The sequence below is a fragment of the Methylomonas sp. MS20 genome, from assembly GCF_050275925.1.
Taxonomy (GTDB): domain Bacteria; phylum Pseudomonadota; class Gammaproteobacteria; order Methylococcales; family Methylomonadaceae; genus Methylomonas; species Methylomonas koyamae_A.
In genome coordinates this window covers 3,862,495-3,885,107 of the sequence record NZ_CP189962.1, presented here as the reverse complement: position 1 = coordinate 3,885,107, position 22,613 = coordinate 3,862,495, and the positions used below count along the sequence as shown (strand labels likewise).

The following is a 22,613-nucleotide window of genomic DNA, read 5'->3' as shown; positions in this document are numbered from 1 at the left end:
TGGTGGGGTCGAATCGCCATTGGTCGGCTAGGCAAAAATGCTCGACGCCACGTGTGGCTGGAGGTTAGCCGAGGGTAGAAATGGCTTTGTGACCAGCGAATTGGCTGAATCATGGGGCGCGGCACTGGGTTTTTCATGATTCATTTTTATTAACGCCGGTAAAACCCGGTATGGCCGGGGTTTACCGGCGTTAGCCCTAGACGGCCTAGATTTTCGAGTCTTTGCGATTTTTGTTCGGTGAAAAGGTGAGGAATGCGATGCCGCTGAGCAAAAGCCAAGCCGAAGGCGGTAACGGAACGCTGGTTGTCAGGGTATTCAGCATCGTTGAATCGCCTGCCGTGAATTGCGCTGTCATACTATGCGCCGCGTCCGCGGTGCCGGCGATATCGCTGCCGTCCGCCCAAAACGCACTGGCGGTGATATAGCTGGTGATGAAGAAGTCTTGACCGGGCACCAGATCGAAACTGATAGCTCGGCTTTCGTTCAACGCGGTACTGTTAACCAGGGGATCGGCGTGCGCGTTGACGAAGTCTCCGCCAAGCATTGAGCCGGGAAGTTCTGCGTAAGGGTCGAAAATTCCCCCCCAGACGTTCATGCCGGCGGTGATGGATTCGGTGGTATCGCCGCTAAGCAAGCCACTGACCGAGAACGTGATGGTGTAGGTTTGGGACTCGGTTCCGGCGTAGTGGTAGGCTTGCAGGCCCTGAGCGGTGGCGGTCGCGGAGACATAGCCGATGGTATTGGGGACGTCCGTTTTAGCGTAAGCCTTCAGGATGGGTAAGGATTGCGCCCCGGTTAAGGAGCCTTCGGCAAACCAAGAATAAATGTCGTTGAATTCGGTCGTCGCCGTTGGATAACCATTTCCGCCCTTTGAATCGGACGCGCTGGAACCGTCGTCCGGACACGTCGAACAAACCTTAAACCAGTGCGTGCCGCTGCCGGACACGCTAATGCCCGGTTCGGTTAACCGTGCGGCATAGCTGGTGTTGTTCAGGAATAATCCCACGGACAGGTAGAGAAGATATCGGGATTTAGCGATCATATGGCCCCCTTATTAAGGCTTGGAAGAAGTAAGGCTCGGAAGATTGCCGCTAACCGCAGTCGGCGGCGGAACAGGTTGATTACTCAACAACTGCACGTACAATCTAGCTGAAAGCTTGGGTCGAGAATAGTTCGATTTATCACATCCGGCGGTTGCCAACGAGCAAGCTTGAGGTGCTTTCGGCTTTGATCGATTACTCTATTGTATTTAACCGGAGAGCCCGGTTTGCGAGCACGCGCGGTGTTGCTTAATCCTGGGCGTGGCATTTAAATCGCGTGATGGGCTTAATGTCGGGTCTCGGACCGATAGCCGGAACGGCTTCTTCGTTCGGAAAACCGTTCTGGGGTGACGTGGTTTCTTTGCGGATCGCGAAGCCGCTAACGCATTCTCGATGCCGAGTCCGGTAGCTCGATCGCGGTTATTCGTCGATTGGGCTGTCGTTGAGGGTTTGCCGACACTGTTCCGGCTTGCCGTTTTTGAACGACGGCGAGATGCCGACCTGCTCGGTGAGGCCCCTGAGCAGCAATAGATAAGCCTGCTGGTCGATACACACTTTGTTAAGTTTCCAAGTCTGGATTTGGCCTTGAATTTCGATGCGTTCGAGACTGATGTCCTCCAGAGCAAGGGTGCGGCTGGCGGGTGGGGTGGCTTGGGCGGTGAAGGTCGCGGTGGCGAATAGCACGAGCACGGCGAGATTCAAGTTTCGCATGGCGGTTTCCTGGCAAATACGATTAGCTTAGCGGCACCGCGCGCATGGTGTTGGTTTTCCGATCTCGCCGCAGGCGACGATGCCGGTATGCCCTGCGGAAAGGGGGATTGCCGGTTGCGAAAAAAATCGCGTTAACCTTCGAGTACTTGAATCGGCGGGATAAAAGAGCTGGGGTTCGCCGCTAGGCCGGGTTAGGCGGTAACCGTCACGGCATTGCCGTGTTATCGCGAGCCCGGTCGGCCCCCCGCGAATCAAATCAGAGCGCCCGCGAGCAGGCGATTACTGTATTCCTGTTCTCTGATCAGGATGGTTTCGTTTTTGACGTCGGTCAGTTTTTTGACCAGGACTTTGCCCGAGGCGGGGAAGAAATACACTTTGCGCGGATAAATGTCCAAGGTGTCGGAGGCGACGATCGGGATATTGCGTTCGTCCAAGTAGTCGCGGAGAAAGTCTGCGCTGCGGGCGCCGACATTGTTACGGCTCAGGCGGTTTAGCACGTTGCCGCCGCCGAACACTTTCGCTTCCAACTGGTGCGCTTCCGCACCGATGTCGAGCAGGTGCTGAATAAATTTGTCCATCGCCTCGCTGGCCAGATTTGTCAGGCGTTCGCCGACCGGTTGGTCTTCGTTCAGATTGGCTACCATGAAGTGGTTCATGCCGCCGATACCTTTGACGCGGTCGCGGATGCAAGCGGTAACGCAAGAGCCCAACACCGTCACGATGACCGCGCCGGCTTGGGCGACGCAATATTCGCCGGGAATGATTTTGCTGGCGGCGGTACGCCAGTAGGGGTCGAAGTAGGTTTCGGAGCGGTTTTGTATATACATGGTCGGATCGGGGTAGAAGTCAGTCGGTAGCTCGGTCGATTAGACTGTCGAGTGTCGATTAATTTCTAACATAAATCGAGCCAGCCAACGTAGTACCAAAGTATTAGGCTGGCTCAATCTCGCGCCGCCGCCGGGCTTGAGCCGATTGGCGCGTTCGGCTTGGCCGGCGCCTGGACCAAGTTCCGGCGCGGTTCATTCGATGTTTTTGTAGTGCAGGGACGAAATTTGCTCGGAGACGATGCCGATCATAAAGATCAACAGTGCCGACAGAAACAACACCGCGCTCATGTTGGTGAAGCGATTTTCGGTGAGGTAGGTATAGGCGTAATAGGCTACGCCGACGCCGAAGATCGAGCCGCTGATCGGCAGAAACAAACGCATCGGCGAAAACAACACGCCGATGCGCAGGATGATGATGAAAAATCGCAAGCCATCGTGGAGCAGGCGAATGTGACTCTTGCCCATCCGGCTGCCGGCGTGTATCGAGACGTAGGCGACCGGGAAGCCGGAGCGGAAGAAGGCCATCGTGCTGGTGGTCGGATAGGAAAAGCCGTTGGGTAGCAGGTACAGGAATTTGCGGAATTTGTCGGCCCTGACCGCGCGAAATCCCGAGGTCAAGTCGTCGATTTTATGGCCGGTCATCAGCGACGCCAGTTTGTTGTAAAAGCGGTTGGCGGTGCGGCGAAACCAGGAGGCGTGGCTGCTCGACAAGCGGGCGCCGACCACCATATCGTAGCCTTCCGCCAGTTTGGCCAACACCATCGGAATGTCGGCGGGATCGTGCTGGCCGTCCGCGTCCATGAATACCAGAATGTCGCCGCGAGCATGGCGGGCGCCGGTTTTGATCGCGGCGCCGTTGCCCATGCCGTAGGGGTGGGAGACGACCTTGGCGCCGGCCGCTCGGGCGACTTGGGCCGTATCGTCGTCGGAGCCGTCGTCGATCAGCAGAATTTCGGCGTCGGGATACAGCGCCTTCAATTTCGGCAAGAAGGTCGGCAGGTTTTCGGCTTCGTTTTTGGCGGGCAATACGATGCTGAGCAATGGTTGGGCGGTCATGTTGGGCGCGGGTGGGTAAAAAACGGCGGGTTTGGGCGGTGGCGGCGCGGTGGGGTACGCTGCGAATCGACGGCGAGTCTAGCAGAAATTCGCGCGGGCTAACATCGTCGGCGCTTAGCGAAACCGGTCTTTCAGGCCGCGCAGTTCGGCGAACACTGCGGGCGCCGGCCGGCCGGTCAGGCCCAAGTGTCGTTGAATCGCCGGATCCTGCTCGCGCAGAAAGGGATTGGTGGCCAGTTCTTGCGCCATCGTGCTGGGCAGGGTCGGTTGTCCGGCTTGTCTGAGCGCGATGACTTCGGTCTGGCGCCGGCGCAGGGCCGGGTTGTCGAAATCGACTTCCACCGCGAAACGGGCATTGGCTTCGGTATATTCGTGGGCGCAGTAAATCCGCGTCTCCGGCGGCAGCGTTTTGAATCGTTGCAGCGATTGCCAAAGCTGCTCGGCGCTACCTTCGAACAAACGCCCGCAACCCAGCGAAAACAAGGTGTCGCCGCAAAACAGCGCCGAACTGTCCGGACAATAAAAGGCAATGTGGCCGCTGGTATGGCCAGGCGTGGCGATGACCTGTACTTGCTCGCGCCCGAGGGTAAAGGTCGTGCCGTCTTCGACGGCAAGGTCCAGACCGGGGATGCGGGTCCGGTCAACCGCGGCGCCGACGATACGGCATCCGCTAGAGCGTTTTAAGCTCAGATTGGCGCCGACATGATCGCCGTGGTGGTGGGTATTGAAAATGTAATTTAGACGCCAACCTCGTGCTTGCAAGGCGGCTTCGACAGGTTCGGGTTCGGCGGGGTCGACCGCGGCGGTCGCGCCGTCGGCGGGATCGTGCAGCAAGTAAATGTAATTGTCGGTCAGGGCGGGCAGCAGCAAAATTTCCAGCATCGCGGCGATTCCAAAAAAGACGGGATAACGGATTTTACCACTACCGGGGAGCGCCGCCGTATAGGTCATCAACGCCTGGTCATGCCGACTTGTCCGGCGCCGTTGGCTGGATTCGTGCCGTCGCCGCTCGCGAAATCCGGCACTGAATGCCTGGCGAGGCTCGGCGATGTTGCTGACAAAAGCTTCAAATCGGCTAGTATTATGACTGCGTTGCGGGTGGCGGATTCGGTAAGGCCCAGGTTATTCGAACTTGCGCAAACCTTTTGTAAGTCCAGGCTTACATAGGACTTTCAGTTCCGTCGTCGGTTTTAAACTCTTCGTTCACGCCGAATAGCTGCACGGTTAGACGGCATGATGGTTGATTTGACCGGAACTATTGGAGATGCGTATGCCGTTGTCGGAGTTGAAACTGAATACCCGGCTGTTGTTGCCGCCGGGCATCATGGCCCTATTGGCCGTCCTGTTGTGCATTTTCGGCATTCGCAATCTGGCCGAAGTCAACGCGGTCTTGAGTAGCGTCTACAACGACAGGGTCGTCCCGCTACAAAGCTTGAAGACCATCGCCGACCGCTATGCCGTTAATATCGTCGATACCGCGCACAAGGCCCGCAACGGCAACATCGGTTGGGCAGAGGCTCGCAAGAACATCGAGGAGTCCGGCGCCGTCGTCGAAAAGGCTTGGCGGGCTTATACGTCGACGTCTCTGGTGGATGAAGAGCGTGATTTGATCAAGCAGATCGAACCGCTATTTGCCAACGCCAACCGGGAACTCGCCGATTTGCTGACCATCTTGCAGCGCGAAGACCGCAACGCGCTGGCGGCGTTTACCGTGCAACGCCTGTATCCGGCCATAGACCCGATTTCCGAAAAAATATCCGCGCTGGTCGATTTGCAATTGCGGGTCGCCAAGCAGCAAAACGATCTGGCCGAGGCCAATTACGCGACGGTTCGCAATCTGACCGCAGTGATGTTGCTGGCCGGTTTGGTGGTTTGCGTTTGGTTTTCACTGAAAGTCGGCCGTTCGATCAAGGCCCAGATCGGCATGGAACCCAGCGCGGCGGCGGAACTGGCGCAAGCGGTTTCGGCCGGCGATTTAAGCCAAGACGTGCCGGTCGTGCCCGGCGACACCTTGAGCATTGCCGCCAATTTGCGAATGGTTGTCGTCAATTTACGGCGCATGGCGGCCGATGCGATGACCTTGGCCGCCGCCGGCGTCGAGGGGCGACTAGCGGTGCGGGCCGACGCCAACGCGCATAGCGGCGAATACCGGCGCATCATCGAAGGCGTCAATGCCACGTTGGACGCGGTAGTTGGTCCGTTGGACCGGGTGCGCGAGCTGTTGACCTGTGTCGAGCAAGGCGATCTGAGCCGGCGGATCGACGAAGATTATCAAGGCCAATTGCAGGAATTGCGATTGGCCGCCAACGCAACGGTAATCCGTTTGTCGGAAACGATTAACGAGGTTTCGGTCGCGGCCGACCAATTGAGCGACGCCGCCGAGCAAGTCAGCGCCACGTCGCAAGTCTTGGCCCAGTCGGCCAGCGAGCAGGCCGCCGGGGTCGAGCAGACCAGTGCCAGCGTCGAGCAAATGGCGGCCAGTATTAACCAGAATGCCGAGAACGCCGCCGTCACCGACGCGATGGCCGGCAAGTCCGCCCAGGAGGCGGTCGAGGGCGGCGCGGCGGTCAAGCAAACCGTGGAGGCGATGAAGGAAATCGCGACCCGGATCGGCATCATCGACGACATCGCCTATCAAACCAATATGCTGGCCTTGAACGCGGCGATCGAGGCCGCCAGGGCCGGAAATCAAGGAAAGGGGTTTGCGGTGGTGGCGGCCGAGGTGCGTAAATTGGCGGAACGCAGCCAGACTGCTGCCCAGGAAATCGGCAAGTTGGCCGAACAAACCGTGCAAGACGCCGAATTGGCCGGGCGGATGATCGATTCGATTATCCCCACCATCGGCAAGACTTCGGCCTTGGTGCAGGAAATCGCGGCGGCTTCGCACGAGCAAGCGGTCGGCGTCGGGCAAATCAACCAGGCGATGAATCAAGTGAACCGGGTGACCCAGCAAAACGCCGCGTCCAGCGAGGAATTAGCGGCGACCGCCGAACAAATGAGCGGACAGGCCGAGCAATTACAAAATCTGATGAGTTTCTTCCGGCTGGCGGACGAAGAGCCGCCGAGCCCCCGCCAGTTCGCTACGGAACGGCCGCCGAAAACCAAGCCGGCGCGCGATCGCTTCGAAGCCGATTTTTTACCGAACGAAGGGCAATTCGTGCGCTATTAGCCGGCGTCCAAGCGCGTCAATGCGCAAGGCAATCGCGTATCGTCAATTTGGCGGCGGATTTCGCCGGCCAGTAGGCGGCGATCGCGGCGATTGCCAGTACCAATACCAACCAATAGAACGCTGCGGTATAGTCGAAGCGGTAATCCAGCCGAATGCCGAGCATGACGGTGCCCAAGCGTTCGGCGATCGGTTGGGCAAGCCAACAGGCCAGCGGCACGCTGATTAGCCACGCCAAGCCGCCGTGCAACAAACCTTCCATCGCAAACAGCCGAAACACCGCCGGCGTCGGCGCGCCGATGGCGCGCATCACGCCGATTTCGCGAGTGCGTTGCAACACGGCGATCGTCAGCGTGCCGGACAGGCCGATGCCGCCGATGGCCGCGACCATCGCCGCCAATCCCGCCAAGGTCCCCAATACCGAATTGAACTGGTTGCGGGCATAGCGGCGTTGTGCCAGCTTGGCTTCGGTGCTGTAGACGTCCAAGGTCAGGCCGGCACTGTCATAGCGGTCCTTGAGTCGGCGCAAATAGTTGTCTTCGCCGGCCGCGTCGGCGATGTCGGCATCCAGTAGCGCAAACGAAGCGAGTTCGCCGGTCCCGGCCAGTTCGCGGGCGGTCGCCAGTGGCGCGTAAACCGGTTCGACCGCCGGATTGTTGCCGGCCAGCCAGCGGTAGACCCCGACGATTCGCCAGGAATCATGGCGGCCGCCCAGCTTAACGTCCACGCTGTCGCCGGGTTTTAGACCGTTCAGCGCGGCGGTGTCGGCACTGATGACTAATTCCCGCTCGCCGGCGTCTTCCGCTAACCAGCGGCCGGCTTCGATCAGCGGCCGGTAAAGAGTGGACGCCGCCGGTACCGCCAGCATCTGCAAGCCCAGACTGCCGGTTTGCCGCAAGGTTTGCCCGTGATGGCTGATTTCCGCCGGTAGTCGTTGCCAAACCGCCAGATCGCGGGTGGCCGGCAGAGACTTGGCCAATTCGGCGACCTTAGCCGCGGGCTGGTCGACGCTGAAACCCAATTTAACCGCGTAACGGCTACGCGCCATTTCGTTGTCCAGCGTCAGGTTCACGGAGGCGATCAGGCTGGTCGATACCAAAAACATGATCCCGGCCACGATCAACACGCCTTGGGTTAATAGCAATCGGGCCTTGCGGCGGAATAAATTGCCCAGCGCCGCCGCATACAGCGTCGGCAACCATCGCGCGCCGAGTTTTTCGATCCAGGCGTCGAAGCGGTTCCCGCCGAAGTCGCCACCCAAGCCGTAACTGGCCAATGCCGTCCGTACCGTCATCGCCGCGCCGCGCCACACCGGCGGCAACGCCGCCAGTAGCGGGGCAATCAGACCGCCGCCGATCATCCAAGCCAGTGCGTCGGGTGCGACCGAGAACGCGCCGCCGGCGATGTTGAACAAGGCCAGCAACTTGCGAGCGGCCCAATCGGCGCCGAACAGCGCCGGCGGAATCGCCATGCAAGTCGCGGCCACCGCCAGCAAAGCAACTTCGCTGAGATATAACCCGGCCACGGTCGCGCCGCCGCCGCCCAGCGCCTTGATGACGCCGATCTGGTCGGTTTGTTGGGTAATCTGGGCCGATACCGTATTCAAAATCAACAGGCTGGCCAAGGCCAGGGACGCCAGGGCCATCGCTTGCAATACCGAGTTGATACCGGCGACAAAGGGACGGCCCCAATGCTTTTCCGGGTCTTGCAGCAACGTGACGCTGACCGGCAGATGCCGCTCGGCCAGCAAGTTTCGGAGTTGGGCGGCGACGCCTCGGGCGGTTTCGGCGTCGTACGGCGGTACGATGCGCACCAGCAACTGCCGGAAATAGCCGTCCGCTACGCCGAACGACGCGGCGCTGGAACGGTCGGCGAAAAAATGTATCTGACCGCCGAATTTGGGCGGTTTGACGAAAGGATGGCGGACGACGCCGCTGATCCGAAAACCGGTCGGGCCGTTAGCGGTGTCGAACTCCAGCATCGCGCCGGTCGTCAAGCCGGTTGCTTGCTGGGACAGATTTTCGACGGCGACTTGGCCTGAGCCTGGCCAAGATCCGCTTTCCAGCGTGGTCAGGTCGAATTGCTGGGCGGCGTAATCCGGGCGAACGATTAAGGTCGCGTTTTGCCATTCGCCGCTGCCGGTTTGGCGGTAGCGCACCGACAGCGGTGTCAGCGTGTCGATACCCGCCACGCCGGGAACGGCGCGTAAGCGGCTTAGCAGTTCGGGCTCGGCCGTGCCGCGCAGAATCAGGTTGATATGCGAGGGCTGCGAGCGTCGATGAGCGGCGTCCATGCGGTCGAGCAGCAATGCGACCATCCCGAACAGCGTTCCGACGCAAAAAATGCCGATCGCGATATTGACGACGGCCAACAGACTGCGCGCCTTGGCGGCACGCCAGTCGGCCAGGATCTTGTAACGCAACACGTTCAAGCGCTTTCGGCTCCGCGGTCCGCTGCTGGATCGTCCGGTGCTTCCAAGCCCGATCCGTTCCGCTCGGCCGCGTGCCAAGTCACGTCGGCATGGATGCGGCCGCCGCGAATTTCCAACTTACGGCTGGCGGCGTCGGCCAGCGCTTCGTTGTGGGTGACCATCACTAGCGTCTTGCCCTGGTCGTTGAGATGGGCGAACAGTTCGAACACCGCATCGGCGGTGGCCATGTCCAGATTGCCGGTCGGTTCGTCGGCGACGATCAACGGTGGGTCGTTGGCCAGCGCGCGGGCGATCGCGGCCCGCTGTTGTTGGCCGCCGGAAACCTGGCTGGGCAGGCGGTCGGCGGCATCGGCCAGACCCACTCGCTCCAATAGAGACATGGCCCGCTCCCGGCGCCGGCGTTTGTCTAGCTTGCCGAGAAAATCCATCGGCAGCACTACGTTTTGCCACAAATTTAAAGCCGGCAACAATTGGAAAAATTGAAACACGATGCCGACATTGGCGCCGCGCCAGGCGGTGAGCTTTGCGTTACTCAGGTGGTGTAGCGCCGCGCCGTTGACGAAAATCTCGCCGCGATTGGGATGATCGATGCCGGTCAACAGATTCAGCAACGTCGATTTGCCGTTGCCGGACGGGCCGACGATCGCGACGAATTCTCCGGCGGCGATGTCCAGGTCGATGCCGTGCAACACCGTCTGCAAGCCGCCGGCCTGCGGATAATCTTTGTAAACCTGGCGAAGTCGGATGATGGGTTGCATGGCGGCCGTCAAATTAGGGTATGGTACACGACGCGCGGCTTTCGGGCGCGCGCCGGTTTTCGAGAGTCTCTGGAGAGAAAATATGTTGGCGGTACGCTTGCTATGGTTGGTTTTGGCGTTGGCTTGGCTGGCGGCGGAAATTTGCTTGGCCCAGGCCGCGCGCGGCCGAACCGATGGTGTCGCCGCCGAACGCGATTCGCAACGCCGCCTGTGGCTGGCCGGCGCGGCCGGTCTGATTGCGGCGCTGTACGCCAAACAACTATGGTGGTGGCCGCTGCCGGTGGCTTATTTGCCCAGGCAGGCGCTGGCGCTGACGATTTTCGCGGCCGGTCTGAGCTTGCGCTATCTGGCGGTCCAGCGTCTAGGCCGATTTTTTACCACCGACGTCACGATACAGCCCCGTCACGAGTTGATCGTCGACGGGCCCTACCGCTGGCTGCGCCATCCCGCCTATACCGGTTTACTGCTGGCGCTGGCCGGAGCCGGCTTGGCGATGGGCGATGGTCTGGCCATATTGGCGGCAACCCTGCCGATCGGCCTGGCCGTGCGCGGCCGAATCGCGATCGAGGAAGCGATGTTGGCGGCCGAATTCGGCGCGGCTCACGCCGACTATTGCGCGGTGCGCTGGCGCCTGTTGCCTTGGCTATATTGAAGGCCGCCACCGGACGGGCGCTCCGCGTCGGTACCGCGACAAACTGATATACTGCGCCGGTTCCGAACCGGCCCGATCGGATTCGGAAGTCATCGCGGTCTTCCCGCCTTTTAATAATAACGACAACTACCGGGATATTTTATGCAAGATTATTTGCCGATGCTCGAATCCATCGCCGCCGACTGGTACCGGTTGACGCTGGCCAATCAGGAATACGCGATCACGCTGATCGTCGCGGTCTGGCTGTTGACCGCGATTTTTTACAGCATCCGAATCGGTTTTCTGAACGGCCGTTTTCGCCGGCTGGCCGCCGCGTTGCAACAACTGCAATCCGAACTGGCCGAAGCTAAACTGCAAATCGAAGGCTTACAGCAGCAATTGACCGAGAGCGGCGAGCAAGTCTCCGCCGCCAATGCCGAAATCGCCAATCGGGCACAATTAATCGACGCGTTGGAGCAGCAAATGCTTAAAGCCAACCAAAGGCTCGCCGACGTCAACAAGGCGCTGGCGGCGAACTTTGGATTGCCGGTACCCGGCGGCGACGGCGGCAACCCCGAGGAGGTTTGGGATCAGCATCGGCAAATTACCGAGCAATTGAACGGCGTACTGGCCGCCGAGCGTCAAGCCAAGGCCGACGCGGAACAGGCCCGCGAGGACGAGGCGGCCAAGGTGGGCGAGAAGGAAGCCTTGCTCGGCGCATTGCGGGCGCGCGTCGAGTCGCAAACTCAACAAATCGGCGAACTGGAAGCGGCCTTGGCCGAACAGCAACGTCAAGCGCAACAACAGCGGATCGACGCCGCGCGCGTCGCCGAGCTGGAAGCGAAGCTAGCCACCGCCACTGCGGTCAAGGTGGTACCCGCGCCGGCTCCGGCTCCGGTGACGGCCGTAAAATCGGAAACCCCCGCGCCGGTTAGCGAGCGTATCGGCGATAGTGTTAGAGCGGCCGTGGAGCCTGAAAAGCCGGCGGTGGTCGCCAGTCCGGTCGCACCGATCCCGGCACCGGAGCCCGTCGAGATCAGCGCACCCGAACCGATTGTCGTCGCCAAACCGGTGGAGCCGCCGCGTCCGATCGCCGTCGAACCGGCTTCTGGCAAACCAGCCGAGCCGGCCGGCGGTGGCTTGAAAAAGCTGTTCGGCAGCACGATGCAGAAATTCGCCAAGCTGGACGAAAAATTCGGCGGTTCGACACCGAAGCCCGCGGTAGCTGAAGCCGAACCGACACCGGCCCCGAGCGCGGAACCGGCACCGGAACCAATCGCGCCGACTCTCGCGGCGGATAAGCCCGCCGAAAAACCGGCCGCTGGCGGCGCGATGTCCAAGTTCAAGGGCTTGCTCGGCAAGGGCAAAAGCGAAGCGAATGCCGACGATGACGAAGCGGAACCGTTGATCGAACAACTCGAAGCCGTCACCGCCGACGCGATGCAGGCCGCCGAAAAGGCCAAGGGCCAATTGCGCGGATTGTTCGGAAAATTCGGCAAAAAGGGCTGAATAAGCCCCATCCTCCGGCTCGGCCGATTAGCTTGGGATCGGCCTTAGACGCCGCTCCGCCAGCCAATTGGGCTGGCGGACACGCCTTGTTGGAGGGTATGCGTCGCTGGCTTCCGTTGTATGCAACCTGCCGTCGGGCGGACTTCGGGCCGCCGCGATCGTCAAATCCAAGGCGGCGCAGCCAAATCATTGGACGTCAACTAAACCGCTTGGCGACGAGTCTTCCGGTGATTGCCGGCAAACGTCGCTATTCCCCCTCCGCCAATAACACGAGCGCCGTCGGACGCGCCGGACTCGGATCCGCCCAGCGTGAGATTTTGCGGCAATTTAAGGTTGTCAGCGTCCCGGCTGTTCAGCGCGCCGAGATCGGCCTCGATATTTTCCCCAACAGAACTGTCCGCTGGGACCCGCATGCTTACGCGTTGGCGATCGACGGGGCGAACGGTGTGCCGGGTGGATTGGTTTCCGGTTCGCGGCTTACGTTCTCGCGAATCAAATCGCCGTTCACGTCGTTTTAGCAGGCGGCGCGGCCGCTCGTGCCGTAAATTCCATCGGATCATCGTCGTTCGGTGTGAGGCGAAGTCGGTGTCTGGTCAATTTGCGCTCGAATTCTTCCCGAACCGAAATTCACTCCTGTCGCAGTCCAAATTCGTCTTGCGTTGATTCATTTGACTCGGGAGCCTTCCGTGTGTCCAACCTCGAGTCGCTGCGACAGCGCCAAGGTGACAGTTGCGTATGGCGCACGGCGGATTCGAGATGGGTCTGCCAAAGGCATCGTGCAAACTGTACAAATCATTGTTTATAAAATTAACAGGTGCATAAAAAATAAACGGATGGATTGCGGGCTTGGATTGTTCTATTTTTAAAAAAATATAAAAATCAATGCTATAGGTGCTGGCGGGATCTGGCATTTTTCCTGCTTTGGTATGGCGGCGTTATTGGGTACTGGCGCTTTGGCCGCACGGCGGCGCGTTTCTACTCGGCGTTCGGATCGGGCGGGCCGTGACGCTAGGCTGATTGACGCCGTTTAAGCGCTGATTCTCCGGCGTAATATGTCGGTTTTGGGTTTCTTGGATTAACGATGGCGAGGTTTCTGATGAGGTTTGCGATAGGTTTGGTACTGCTGGGCTTTAGTTTTTCAGTGCATTCTGAAAGCTATCCGGCGGCTTACTTTCAGCCCAAGCTGATATACAGCGCCGATGGCAACGAGAGCGATCAACAAGCGCAAACAACTGAAGTTTCCGCCAATCAGGGCGAGTTTGATCCCCGCTACCCTGCCGCGAACTTTCGTCCGATTGTGATATTTTCATCGACCGAGTTTATCCCGGCAAATTAACGACTAGGGCGAACGATAGATGCCGGCGGTAAACAGTCGTTTTGTCCACGGATTGGCTGGCGAAAGCATCGCCTGTTTAGTTAATAGAGCAAATCGAGGTTATTCAAGAGACGGTGAAATTTGTGAGCCTGTCGTTGGTCCGATTTATCCGGATTTGGACGTTTTATTGATTTTACTGTTGCAAGTCAAACAAACCATATCCAGGTTTTTTGGCAATCGTGGCGAGTCATTTTAACAATGCTGTCTTTTACTATGAAAGTCGTTAGGAAAATCACCGATATATCTAGGTCAGGAACGCCTTGATCTCGGCTAAAGCCGCTCCAGCTACCTTCATTTTCAGGGACGAAAGTCCTTTCAAGACCGCTAGTTTTGAGCAATATCCTCTTGGGATCTCAAGTAAATTTAAGGCTATGATCGATAATAAAGCATTAAACACGCTAGTATTCTCTTTAAATGAATGCGTTCTTCCGGAATTGCATTTGAACAAAGCCGGATTAACCGGTTTTTTTTATGCGCTGACTATCACGCCGTGCATAATCGATCCATCCGAGTGGATGGCGGAGTTGTTTTTGGGGGATAGACCCGATTTAAACGGAAGACAAGTTAAGCGCTTGAAAAAAGCGGTAGTCGCCGTGGTTAAGTCGGCAAATAAGTCGATGCTGGCCGATAAACTAGAGTTTCCGTACGATTTTTCCGAGATTGACGAAGAGACGATGGCTGATATTTGGCATTGGTGTTATGGATTTTTGAGGGGCATTAACTTGCGCTGGTCTTTCTGGCAAAGCGGTATTATCGCCAAGGAAACCGGGCAGTGTTACGATCTGGTCAAGGGAAGTATTAATATTATTACCGCATTGGTGACCGAAGACCTTAGTTATTTGGATAATTTGGAACAACTGAAGTCGCGGATCGGCAGTAATATTGAAGGAGGCGCCAGCGACGAACGGATTCTTGCTGCCGTGTTGCCGACGTTACCCGAAGCGTATCAATGTTTGCGGATATTCGCGGCAACGATGTCGAAGCGCCTGCAAGCACATCAGAGTGCTAGGGCCTCGAGCTGAGCAATGCTAAGCCGTGATGGCTATCGTTGCGGGGAAAGCTTCGAGCGAAGTCGGCGGGCGGATGCAAATTCGCTGTTCGACTTCGCTGAATGTATAAGCGTTTCGGCATCCTTGCCTGGTGGTGCTAATCCTGTTTTATCTTTTTCTAACCAGAGGGCTTGGAATACTGCTAAGTTTTCCGGCCAATTGATTCGAAAGATGTCCAAATACCGATCCGAGAATAAACGAAATCGATATGACCAACAGCGGGTTATTCAGCGATGCGCCTAAAAGAACTTCCTGATTCAATTTATCGGGAGTTTGTAGTAAATAAGCGAAGGTGGAGGAGTAACCCAAAACGCCAACCGGTATAATCGCGAATTGCGGTAAATTCGCAGACAGACACAGTACAATCACCGCGCCCGCCACGATTAATGCCGTGGTAATTTCGACGCCCAATGAGATTTCCGGATCTATTTTCAGCAGCAATAATGCGGTGACCCAGGCCATGAACACTCCGAAAATTCCATTGATTATCGTGTTAATTGCCGCCTCTCGGTCCGCGCCTAATAAGAAATAAGCCGCCCATGCAATCGTTGCAGCCCAAATAAAAAACACGCCCGCCGCGGGGCCCACCGCAAAATACGTGGCGACTCCAGAAAGAATGCCGATGCTCAGAGATAGTGCTGTAATTTTTTCCATTTGAAATTTCCTGTTGATTATCAAGGGTGTTGAAATAAAAGTGATCAGCCGCAGGGGCGAGGTTATTTTTTTCGTAAAAATTAACCAATCCAAAATATAGCACTCCGATTATTTATTGAAAATGCGACAATTTGTCACGCTGACAGCTCTTCCGTCGATGATAATATTTTTCGTCAAAATGGACGAAACTTATCAGGTCCAGACAGAATAATTCCCGGCATCACTTGGGAAAATTCCTTGTTGATTTTTCTAGTGCCTTAAAGCATGTGTATTCAGGGGAATAAGCGCGCTAAATTTGCGTATCTCGGCGCGAATCCAGGTTAATAATAATGAGCAGGTTTAAAAGATTGGTAAGTCAATAACTTGTTATATTATCGGATGCGTTTTCGGTAACAGCATTCTGTTCGGGCCTCGGCTTTTCGAATGGCCTTAGATGAAACAGAAATCCCAAATAAACGGAATCCTTCCGGTTTTAGAGTGTGGAAATCGGCATCGGCGCCGATGGGCTTTGGCGGGGAGTTAAAACGAATTCAGTTTGTTAGAATCGAGGGGTGGCCGTGATGAAAACAGTCGGTTTAGGTACCTCTGCGACTTACGCCGGCCGTGAAGGCGGAGGCTTGTCCGCCGAGCCCGGCTTGCTGCACGCGTCAATGCCTGCGTTTCCAAACGCCGGCTCGCAATCGAGTGTTCTGTTTCAGCACAGCAAGCTTGCTAACGTCCTAAATGCCGAGGCAGCTCGGCGACCGAATCCAGTATCAGATCGGGTTGCACTGACGATGCTAGGGTATAGGCCTCGCGGTATTTGCCGGTCTTGACCAGGATACCTTGCAGTCCGGCGCGCTGAGCGCCGCCGACATCGGAATCGATATCGTCGCCTATCATAGCGATCCGGCTGGCTGGCAGCCCAAGTTGTCGTAAGGCCAGCGCAAAAAAGGCCGGCGATGGCTTGCCCATGACTGCGGCGGTCTTGCCGGTCGCATATTCCAGGCCGGTGACGAAAGCGCCGATGTCCATCCTGAGGCCGTCGGCTGTTTGCCAGAATTTGCCTTTGTGCAAGGCGATTAGCTCGGCGCCGGCCATGGCCATTTCGAACACCCGGTTGAGAATGTCGTAATTCCAGGCCGAACCGATATCGCCGATCACGACGGCGTCCGGCTGTTGGGCGGCGGCGTTGAATTCGGCGAATTCATCCTTGACCGCGTCGGCGACCAGAAAATGGCAGCTGCGGTAGCCGCGATGTTTGAGGTAGAGGCGCGCGGCGTGCGGAGTCGTCAATATCTCGTCGGCGGTGATCGGCAAGTCGATGGCTTGCAGTTTGGCCGCCAATTGCGCGCGCGATTGGGTCGTGGTGTTGGTGACGAAGCGGCGGGGCAAGCCCAACGACTGGATGTGCGCCAGCGCCGCCGCCGCGCCGGGAATCGCCGCGTCGCCAACGTAGAGAACGCCGTCCAGATCGAACAGCAGGCCGTCAATTTCTGAAACAGTCATCGGAAAGTCTCGTGGATACCCTGGTGCGGGGTTTTACCTCATCGTTTCCGGCCCGGTCAAGCGGCCGTGTTAGAGTCGCGGCACCAGATCGAGTTCGAACATGATGGCGTCTTCGCGGCCCTGCTTGGCGGGATAGTAATTCTTGCGGACGCCGATTTCCCGAAAACCGGTTTTGCGGTACAGGTCGATCGCGCCGGGGTTGCTGGGGCGGACTTCCAGAAAGATTTTTTCGGCGCGCGGTCGGGCGTATTCGATCAAATGCTCCAGCATCTTGCGGCCGGCGCCCTGGCGCTGAAAGCGGGGACTGACGCTGATATTCATGATATGGGCCTCGCCTGCCATCACCGAGATGATGCAATAGCCGACGATGCTGTCGTCCGGCGCTTCGCAGACCCAGTTGGTGTAATTGATGGCGCGAAAACAATCCTTGAAAATGCCTTCCGACCACGGAAACTCGTAATTTTCATTTTCGATGGTCAGCACGCGCGGTAAATCGGCGTGGTCCATCTTGCGCAGCCTCAGCAAGTCGCGCGGCGCGACCGAATCGGGAAATACCTTGGCGTAAAACTCGCGGTCGGCGTCGTAAATCACGGCATCTTTCAGCTTGTGTAGCAATTTCCACATGGGGTTAGGTTTCCAGCGATTGATAAACGGAAAGCGCGAATTGCAGGTCTTCCCAGGCTTTGGCTTTTTCGGGCAACGAGCGTAGCAAATAAGCGGGGTGGTGTACCACCGTCAACGGTATTCCGGCCAATTCGTGGCGGATGCCGCGCAGCCGCGCCAGCGGTTGCTGGGTTTTTAGCAGATTTTGCGCGGCGATGCGGCCGACGGCCACGATGAGCTTGGGTTGAATCAGTTCAATCTGGCGTTTTAAAAAATCGTGGCAGGCATCGACCTCTTCGGCCCGCGGATCGCGATTATTCGGCGGTCGGCATTTCAGCATGTTGGCGATGTAGACCTGCTCGCGGCGCATGCCTATAGCCCGGATCATTTCGTTCAGCAATTGGCCGGCCCGCCCGACGAAGGGTTCGCCTTGCAGATCCTCGTCGCGGCCCGGCGCTTCGCCGATCAGCAGCCAAGTCGCATGCTTGTTGCCGACGCCGAATACGGTCTGGGTGCGGGTCTCGCAGAGAGCGCAGGCGCGGCAGATAGCGACTTCGTGCTGCAGGTCTTTCCAGGCATGGACGTCGGTGTGAGACTTGGGGTGATGCGGCAATGGTGCGAAGGCATCGCTTTCGGATATACAAGACGAGTCGGATGCGGCGGTTTGCAGTGCCGGTTCAGCGTGCCGGTGATCGGTGGTAGTTTCGTCTACGGCCGGATATTCCGCTGTTGGCGCGGCTTCGTTATCGGCAGCGTCGAAGTGGTGAGCTTCGCTTTGCGATGCCCACCCTACAGGGGCGGCAACCGCTTGCTCGGTGACGATAGATGGATGCCGAAGTTCCCAGGCATCGATACCCATCGCCTCCAGGTATTGCAAGCGGACCGACTTTTCCATCGCGAGCTGTTACACGTCACCCTTTTGCGGATGCTGGCGCTGATCCGGGCTTTGCAGTTTGTTGACCGCGTTGATGTAAGCCTTGGCAGAGGCGATGACGATGTCGGTATCGGCGCCGGAGCCGTTGACAATGCGGCCGGCGTTTTCCAGTCTGACTGTCACTTCGCCCTGAGAATCGGTGCCGGTGGTGATATTGTTGACCGAGTACAAAGCCAAGGTCGCGCCGGTTTGCACCAGGCTTTCGATGGCCTTCAGGCTGGCATCGACCGCCCCGCCGCCGGTCGCGTTGCCGGTGACTTCCTTGCCGTCCACCAGGATGGTTACGGTGGCGTTCGGCACTTCGCCGGTCTCGGAACAGACTTTCAGCGCCACCAGTTTGATGTGTTCGTCTTCGGCCTCGAAACTTTGCTCGGAAATCAGCGCCTGTAAATCCTCGTCGAAGATTTCGTGCTTTTTATCGGCCAACTGCTTAAAGCGGAAGAAGGCATCGTTCAAATCGGCTTCGCTATCGAACTGCACGCCGAGTTCCGCCATTCGGGTTTTGAACGCGTTGCGGCCGGAATGCTTGCCGAGCACCATCCGGTTGGTGGTCCAGCCTACATCCTCGGCCCGCATGATTTCGTAAGTCTCGCGGTTTTTCAAAACGCCGTCCTGGTGAATGCCGGATTCGTGGGCAAAGGCGTTGGCGCCGACGATAGCCTTGTTGGGCTGTACCGGAAAGCCGGTGATGGACGACACCAGCTTCGAGCAGGTGACAATCTCGCGGGTGTCCAAGCGGGTGTCGCATTGGAAAAAATCCTGGCGGGTGCGGATTGCCATCACCACTTCCTCCAGCGAGGCGTTGCCGGCGCGCTCGCCCAGGCCGTTGATCGTGCATTCGACCTGACGGGCGCCGTTCATCACCGCCGACAAGGAATTAGCGACCGCAAGTCCCAAGTCGTTATGGCAATGTACCGAGAAGACGGCCTTGTCGGCGTTCGGAATCCGTTGCCGCAAATTGGCGATCATCGCGCCGAATTGCTGCGGCATGCTGTAACCGACCGTGTCCGGGATGTTCAAGGTCGTCGCGCCGGCATCTATCACCGCTTCCAGAATCCGGCACAAAAAATCCTCTTCCGAGCGGCCGGCGTCTTCCGGCGAGAACTCGACATTGTCGGTGTACTGCCGCGCGCGTTTGACGGCCTTGACCGCGTACTCGATCACTTGGTTCGGCTGCATGTTCAGCTTTTTCGCCATGTGGATCGGCGAAGTGGCAATGAAGGTATGGATGCGGGAACTGTTCGCGCCTTTCAAAGCCTCGCCGGCCCGGTCGATGTCTTTGTCCAAGGCTCTGGCCAAACCGCAGACCGTGCTGTCTTTAATCGCATCGGCGACGGCCTGCACCGCCTCGAAATCGCCTTGACTGGCGGCCGGGAATCCGGCTTCGATGACATCGACTTTCATGCGCTCCAGGGCGCGGGCGATGCGGACTTTTTCATCGCGGGTCATCGACGCGCCGGGGCTTTGTTCGCCGTCGCGCAAGGTGGTATCGAAAATAATCAATGAATCTTTCATGAGGGCTCCGTTCATGAAACGTTCGGCATCTCGCCGAGAAAGCGGAAAAAGTGGTGTTTATTGAAGTCGTCGTGGAATGATTGCTAGCCCCTCAGGGCAGCAGTCTTGGAGACGGGGCGAGCGCAAGATGGCCGGATACTGGTCGGGCGAATTCGGTAGGCTGCGGAAAAGTCGTCTTGATGTTCATGGGGCCGCACTATACTGCATAGTCGCCACGCGGCTCAAGTGCGGCGTTGCGCCTAAACGGCGAGGTCGTGTTGCCAGGGTTGAGCTTGGTCGGGCGCGGCTCGCCAGAATCGAAAGATCTCGTAACGGTCCGCAATAAATTCGGCCATCAGCTGCCGATGTTGCCGCTGAAAATAGTCGGCGACCGGTGCGGGCGGCGCGCCTCGATAGAACTCAGCCAAGGCCGATGCCAGCACTTCCGCGTTCTGAATATCGCCCATCGCGGTTAGATAGCGTTGCAAGCGTTCCAGTAAGTCCGGCTTCAGTCCAGGAATTTGATCGGGCGCGGCTTCCAGCATGTAACGCAGCTTTTTCAGCGCGATCCGCAGTTGATGGATCGTGGCCGGATGGCTGTCATTTATTGCGGCATGGCGCTCCAGCGCATCGGCATAAACCCGATCGACGACGGCCGGGATGGCTTGGGCGAGATCGATGTCGGCGGCGCGCCGGTTTGCTCGCCGGCCGGACTTTTTCAGTTTGCGCCGCAGATTGCCGGTGCTAAAAGCGGCAATCTCGGGTTCCAGGCGCCCAAGCAATCGGTTCTCCCGGCGACGCAAGTGCTCATGGAAATCGCGCAATTCCGGCAGTTCGACGATAGCCGCGTCGATGGTCAGCAACATGACTTGGGTATCGCGCAAATCGTCGAAGCGGTCGAGTTGCGCCTTCAGCACTTTGCGGGCTTTGCGTAACGCGGGGCAGGGCGCCAAGGCGCGGATCAGGTCTATCACCGACACCAGCCGGCGGATGCCGGTGCGTAATTTGTGGATGTTGTCTTCGTCGGCCCTTTGTCGGCAGGTTTGCAGGCGTTTGCGATACAGTTGCCAGTGGCGGTCCAGGGCGTGTTGTAAGAACTTGCCGGCCCCGGCCATGACTGTTTAGCCCTTGCGGCTTTGCAGCCGGCGTTTGCGCACCACCAGCGTGACGATAGGGCCGGACAGCGCGTAGCCGACCGACAACAAAAACAGCATGCGTTGCGGTTGCGCCATCACGAAACCGATCACCAGCATCGCGATAATCGCGACGATGAACGGCACTTTGTTCTTGAAATCGAGTTCCTTGAAGCTGGAATAGCGGAAGTTGCTGACCATCAGTAGCCCGGTGCTGATCGTGGTAAACAGCACCAGATATTTGAAATTCTCGACGTCGTAGCCGTTTTCGATGCAAAACAACAGGCCGCCGGCCAGAATCGCCGCCGCCGCCGGGCTGGGCAAGCCCTGAAAATAACGTTTATCGGCGACTTCGACCTGGGTGTTGAAACGCGCCAAGCGCAACGCGCCGCCGGCCATGTGTACGAAGGCGGCGAACAGGCCGGCCTGGCCCATGCTGGACAAGGTCCACAAATACATGACGATGGCCGGCGCGGCGCCGAACGAAACCATATCGGACAAGCTGTCGTATTGCACGCCGAATTCGCTTTGGGTGTTGGTCAGCCGGGCCACTCGGCCGTCTAGGCCGTCCAGCACCATCGCGATGAACAGCGAAATCGCGGCGGTTTCGAAGCGACCGTTGATCGCCGACGTGATCGCGTAAAACCCGGCGAACATCGCACCGGTGGTGAACAAGTTGGGCAGCAGATAAATGCCTCTGTGACGCGCAATTGCTGGTTTTTTTATCATCTCGGTCGGACGGGAAATTCGATTTGGCGGCATTGTACATGGTGAATATGACGGTTGCTTGAGGAAATGCCGATTGCGGGCCGTTCAGTTAAACGATCTCGGCCTGCATCGACGCATCAGCGGTTTGGCCGGTTAAACGGAGGATTCCAAACCGGCGTGGTCTGTCGTGCAAATCGTTGATGTCACGGGCTCCTCAAAACTTCCAAACCACCAGCGCCTGCGGCAGGCTTTCATGCAGGCCTTTGATGCCGTATTTGTTGTGCCAGTATTGATATTCGATGCCGATAAACAAATGGTTACCCGCGCCCCATAGATCGCCGAGGTCCAGGCGCAGTTGTGGTTGGGCTAGGGCTTGGCGGGCGGCGGTTTGGTTGCGGCCGATGAAATCGGCGAAGCCTTCGAAGCTCCATTTTGTGCCGGCGATTTCGAAAGGCAGTTTCCACACCGGCGTGATTTGCCAAGAAGTGCCGATGTCGGCGGGTTCGGTGACGCGTTGCCGTAAAAAATCGACATTGAAGTACTCGAAACCCGGCAAATCGAAATCGACGCTAATGCCATACAGCCAGGCCCGATAGCCGCTATGCGGGCTATTGACGTTTTCGCCCAGGTTGATGCCCGCCGTGGCGCCGACATCCTTGATGATGCCGAACGACAGATCCAGGCCGCTGATTTTGCCGAAGCTAAGGGTGCTGTACGCTTCGCCGTATAGGTTGACTTGCGCCGGTTGACCGCTTTCGGTGAACAGCGTGTCCATGAAGAAAAAGTTGCGGCCGTAACGCCAGCCGTGAGTATGGGTCACGGTGACGATGGAGCGAGCGATATCGTTGGCGTTAAACGGTTCGGAGTAGGTCGGGCCGTGCAAATATTGAATTTCGCTGGTGCTCCAGTCCAGCCGTTCGGCCACGCTGGCGGTCGGCGCGCCCAGTGCCGCGGCGGCGATGACGGTTTTCAGCGTATGCGAACGCAGCGACTCGGGCATGCTCATTCGATCTAGCGGACAAAAAAAAAGCCCATCGAGAAGATGG

Annotated in this window: 21 protein-coding genes; 6 read left to right on the top strand and 15 right to left on the bottom strand. The window is 58.1% G+C overall.

The genetic code is table 11. The features are described 5' to 3' along the window. Positions 1-205: 205 nt before the first annotated feature. The 5 genes from ACQE3D_RS17295 to gloB all read right to left on the bottom strand — a co-directional run bounded on the left by ACQE3D_RS17295 (position 206) and on the right by gloB (position 4,516). Positions 206-1,042: a hypothetical protein gene (locus ACQE3D_RS17295; protein ID WP_168032422.1), complete on the bottom strand. Its 837-nt coding sequence runs from the start codon at positions 1,040-1,042 to the stop codon at positions 206-208. Between the two features lie 418 nt (positions 1,043-1,460). Beyond that, on the bottom strand, positions 1,461-1,751 hold the full coding sequence (locus ACQE3D_RS17290) for a hypothetical protein (protein WP_313729619.1): 291 nt from the start codon (positions 1,749-1,751) through the stop codon (positions 1,461-1,463). A 251-nt stretch (positions 1,752-2,002) separates the two neighbouring features. Then, positions 2,003-2,578, bottom strand: coding sequence for a chemotaxis protein CheD (locus ACQE3D_RS17285; protein WP_064031016.1), 576 nt, complete (start codon positions 2,576-2,578; stop codon positions 2,003-2,005). Positions 2,579-2,770: 192 nt separating this feature from the next. Next, positions 2,771-3,634 (bottom strand): glycosyltransferase family 2 protein, encoded by an 864-nt coding sequence (locus ACQE3D_RS17280; RefSeq protein ID WP_281021041.1) that lies wholly within the window; start codon positions 3,632-3,634, stop codon positions 2,771-2,773. A 114-nt stretch (positions 3,635-3,748) separates the two neighbouring features. Continuing rightward, positions 3,749-4,516 carry a hydroxyacylglutathione hydrolase gene (gloB, locus tag ACQE3D_RS17275; protein WP_313729620.1) on the bottom strand — a complete coding sequence of 256 codons (768 nt, stop codon included), beginning with the start codon at positions 4,514-4,516 and terminating at the stop codon, positions 3,749-3,751. 388 nt (positions 4,517-4,904) lie between these two features. On the opposite strand from gloB, the gene ACQE3D_RS17270 reads away from it, so the two are divergent. Then, positions 4,905-6,803 (top strand): HAMP domain-containing methyl-accepting chemotaxis protein, encoded by a 1,899-nt coding sequence (locus tag ACQE3D_RS17270; protein ID WP_313729621.1) that lies wholly within the window; start codon positions 4,905-4,907, stop codon positions 6,801-6,803. A 16-nt stretch (positions 6,804-6,819) separates the two neighbouring features. Here ACQE3D_RS17270 and ACQE3D_RS17265 read toward each other — a convergent pair whose 3' ends face one another. Together ACQE3D_RS17265 and ACQE3D_RS17260 are read right to left on the bottom strand one after the other, a co-directional pair. After that, positions 6,820-9,225 (bottom strand): FtsX-like permease family protein, encoded by a 2,406-nt coding sequence (locus ACQE3D_RS17265; RefSeq protein WP_313730260.1) that lies wholly within the window; start codon positions 9,223-9,225, stop codon positions 6,820-6,822. 2 nt (positions 9,226-9,227) lie between these two features. Then, positions 9,228-9,989, bottom strand: coding sequence for an ABC transporter ATP-binding protein (locus tag ACQE3D_RS17260; protein ID WP_083385588.1), 762 nt, complete (start codon positions 9,987-9,989; stop codon positions 9,228-9,230). Between the two features lie 82 nt (positions 9,990-10,071). On the opposite strand from ACQE3D_RS17260, the gene ACQE3D_RS17255 reads away from it, so the two are divergent. The 5 genes from ACQE3D_RS17255 (at position 10,072) to ACQE3D_RS17235 (ending at position 14,526) form a co-directional block, all read left to right on the top strand. Next, positions 10,072-10,641: a methyltransferase family protein gene (locus ACQE3D_RS17255; RefSeq protein ID WP_064026194.1), complete on the top strand. Its 570-nt coding sequence runs from the start codon at positions 10,072-10,074 to the stop codon at positions 10,639-10,641. A gap of 141 nt (positions 10,642-10,782) precedes the next feature. Next, positions 10,783-12,129 (top strand): hypothetical protein, encoded by a 1,347-nt coding sequence (locus tag ACQE3D_RS17250; RefSeq protein ID WP_064026196.1) that lies wholly within the window; start codon positions 10,783-10,785, stop codon positions 12,127-12,129. Between the two features lie 227 nt (positions 12,130-12,356). Further along, positions 12,357-12,647, top strand: a complete 291-nt coding sequence (locus tag ACQE3D_RS17245) for a hypothetical protein (protein ID WP_313729622.1) — start codon at positions 12,357-12,359, stop codon at positions 12,645-12,647. A gap of 578 nt (positions 12,648-13,225) precedes the next feature. Next, entirely contained in the window at positions 13,226-13,465 is a 240-nt protein-coding gene (locus ACQE3D_RS17240) for a hypothetical protein (protein WP_083385589.1), read from the top strand. Between the two features lie 299 nt (positions 13,466-13,764). Then, complete coding sequence (locus ACQE3D_RS17235; RefSeq protein WP_313729623.1) at positions 13,765-14,526, top strand: UPF0149 family protein; 762 nt, start codon at positions 13,765-13,767, stop codon at positions 14,524-14,526. Positions 14,527-14,661: 135 nt separating this feature from the next. On the opposite strand, the gene ACQE3D_RS17230 is transcribed toward ACQE3D_RS17235, so the two are convergent. The 8 genes from ACQE3D_RS17230 to ACQE3D_RS17195 all read right to left on the bottom strand — a co-directional run bounded on the left by ACQE3D_RS17230 (position 14,662) and on the right by ACQE3D_RS17195 (position 22,567). After that, complete coding sequence (locus ACQE3D_RS17230; protein WP_168032434.1) at positions 14,662-15,207, bottom strand: DUF1097 domain-containing protein; 546 nt, start codon at positions 15,205-15,207, stop codon at positions 14,662-14,664. A 711-nt stretch (positions 15,208-15,918) separates the two neighbouring features. Beyond that, complete coding sequence (locus tag ACQE3D_RS17225) at positions 15,919-16,695, bottom strand: TIGR01458 family HAD-type hydrolase (RefSeq protein WP_281021034.1); 777 nt, start codon at positions 16,693-16,695, stop codon at positions 15,919-15,921. Between the two features lie 69 nt (positions 16,696-16,764). Next, complete coding sequence (rimI, locus tag ACQE3D_RS17220) at positions 16,765-17,319, bottom strand: ribosomal protein S18-alanine N-acetyltransferase (RefSeq protein WP_281021033.1); 555 nt, start codon at positions 17,317-17,319, stop codon at positions 16,765-16,767. 4 nt (positions 17,320-17,323) lie between these two features. Further along, on the bottom strand, positions 17,324-18,193 hold the full coding sequence (locus tag ACQE3D_RS17215; RefSeq protein ID WP_313729624.1) for a uracil-DNA glycosylase: 870 nt from the start codon (positions 18,191-18,193) through the stop codon (positions 17,324-17,326). A 9-nt stretch (positions 18,194-18,202) separates the two neighbouring features. Further along, positions 18,203-19,747 (bottom strand): 2-isopropylmalate synthase, encoded by a 1,545-nt coding sequence (locus ACQE3D_RS17210; protein ID WP_168032437.1) that lies wholly within the window; start codon positions 19,745-19,747, stop codon positions 18,203-18,205. Positions 19,748-19,986: 239 nt separating this feature from the next. Then, positions 19,987-20,841 carry a CHAD domain-containing protein gene (locus ACQE3D_RS17205; protein ID WP_313729625.1) on the bottom strand — a complete coding sequence of 285 codons (855 nt, stop codon included), beginning with the start codon at positions 20,839-20,841 and terminating at the stop codon, positions 19,987-19,989. 6 nt (positions 20,842-20,847) lie between these two features. Next, positions 20,848-21,588 carry a CDP-diacylglycerol--serine O-phosphatidyltransferase gene (gene pssA, locus ACQE3D_RS17200; RefSeq protein ID WP_064026216.1) on the bottom strand — a complete coding sequence of 247 codons (741 nt, stop codon included), beginning with the start codon at positions 21,586-21,588 and terminating at the stop codon, positions 20,848-20,850. Positions 21,589-21,781: 193 nt separating this feature from the next. Beyond that, positions 21,782-22,567 carry an outer membrane protein OmpK gene (locus ACQE3D_RS17195; protein WP_313729626.1) on the bottom strand — a complete coding sequence of 262 codons (786 nt, stop codon included), beginning with the start codon at positions 22,565-22,567 and terminating at the stop codon, positions 21,782-21,784. Between the last annotated feature and the right edge of the window lie 46 nt (positions 22,568-22,613).

Coding starts and splice junctions, on each gene's coding strand:
- ACQE3D_RS17250 (WP_064026196.1), top strand. CDS start 10,783: ATGCAAGATTATTTGCCGATGCTCGAATCCATCGCCGCCGACTGGTAC.
- ACQE3D_RS17215 (WP_313729624.1), bottom strand. CDS start 18,193: ATGGAAAAGTCGGTCCGCTTGCAATACCTGGAGGCGATGGGTATCGAT.
- ACQE3D_RS17270 (WP_313729621.1), top strand. CDS start 4,905: ATGCCGTTGTCGGAGTTGAAACTGAATACCCGGCTGTTGTTGCCGCCG.
- ACQE3D_RS17290 (WP_313729619.1), bottom strand. CDS start 1,751: ATGCGAAACTTGAATCTCGCCGTGCTCGTGCTATTCGCCACCGCGACC.
- ACQE3D_RS17255 (WP_064026194.1), top strand. CDS start 10,072: ATGTTGGCGGTACGCTTGCTATGGTTGGTTTTGGCGTTGGCTTGGCTG.
- rimI (WP_281021033.1), bottom strand. CDS start 17,319: ATGTGGAAATTGCTACACAAGCTGAAAGATGCCGTGATTTACGACGCC.
- gloB (WP_313729620.1), bottom strand. CDS start 4,516: ATGCTGGAAATTTTGCTGCTGCCCGCCCTGACCGACAATTACATTTAC.
- ACQE3D_RS17285 (WP_064031016.1), bottom strand. CDS start 2,578: ATGTATATACAAAACCGCTCCGAAACCTACTTCGACCCCTACTGGCGT.
- pssA (WP_064026216.1), bottom strand. CDS start 21,588: ATGATAAAAAAACCAGCAATTGCGCGTCACAGAGGCATTTATCTGCTG.
- ACQE3D_RS17195 (WP_313729626.1), bottom strand. CDS start 22,567: ATGCCCGAGTCGCTGCGTTCGCATACGCTGAAAACCGTCATCGCCGCC.
- ACQE3D_RS17210 (WP_168032437.1), bottom strand. CDS start 19,747: ATGAAAGATTCATTGATTATTTTCGATACCACCTTGCGCGACGGCGAA.
- ACQE3D_RS17205 (WP_313729625.1), bottom strand. CDS start 20,841: ATGGCCGGGGCCGGCAAGTTCTTACAACACGCCCTGGACCGCCACTGG.
- ACQE3D_RS17260 (WP_083385588.1), bottom strand. CDS start 9,989: ATGCAACCCATCATCCGACTTCGCCAGGTTTACAAAGATTATCCGCAG.
- ACQE3D_RS17295 (WP_168032422.1), bottom strand. CDS start 1,042: ATGATCGCTAAATCCCGATATCTTCTCTACCTGTCCGTGGGATTATTC.
- ACQE3D_RS17225 (WP_281021034.1), bottom strand. CDS start 16,695: ATGACTGTTTCAGAAATTGACGGCCTGCTGTTCGATCTGGACGGCGTT.
- ACQE3D_RS17240 (WP_083385589.1), top strand. CDS start 13,226: ATGAGGTTTGCGATAGGTTTGGTACTGCTGGGCTTTAGTTTTTCAGTG.
- ACQE3D_RS17230 (WP_168032434.1), bottom strand. CDS start 15,207: ATGGAAAAAATTACAGCACTATCTCTGAGCATCGGCATTCTTTCTGGA.
- ACQE3D_RS17280 (WP_281021041.1), bottom strand. CDS start 3,634: ATGACCGCCCAACCATTGCTCAGCATCGTATTGCCCGCCAAAAACGAA.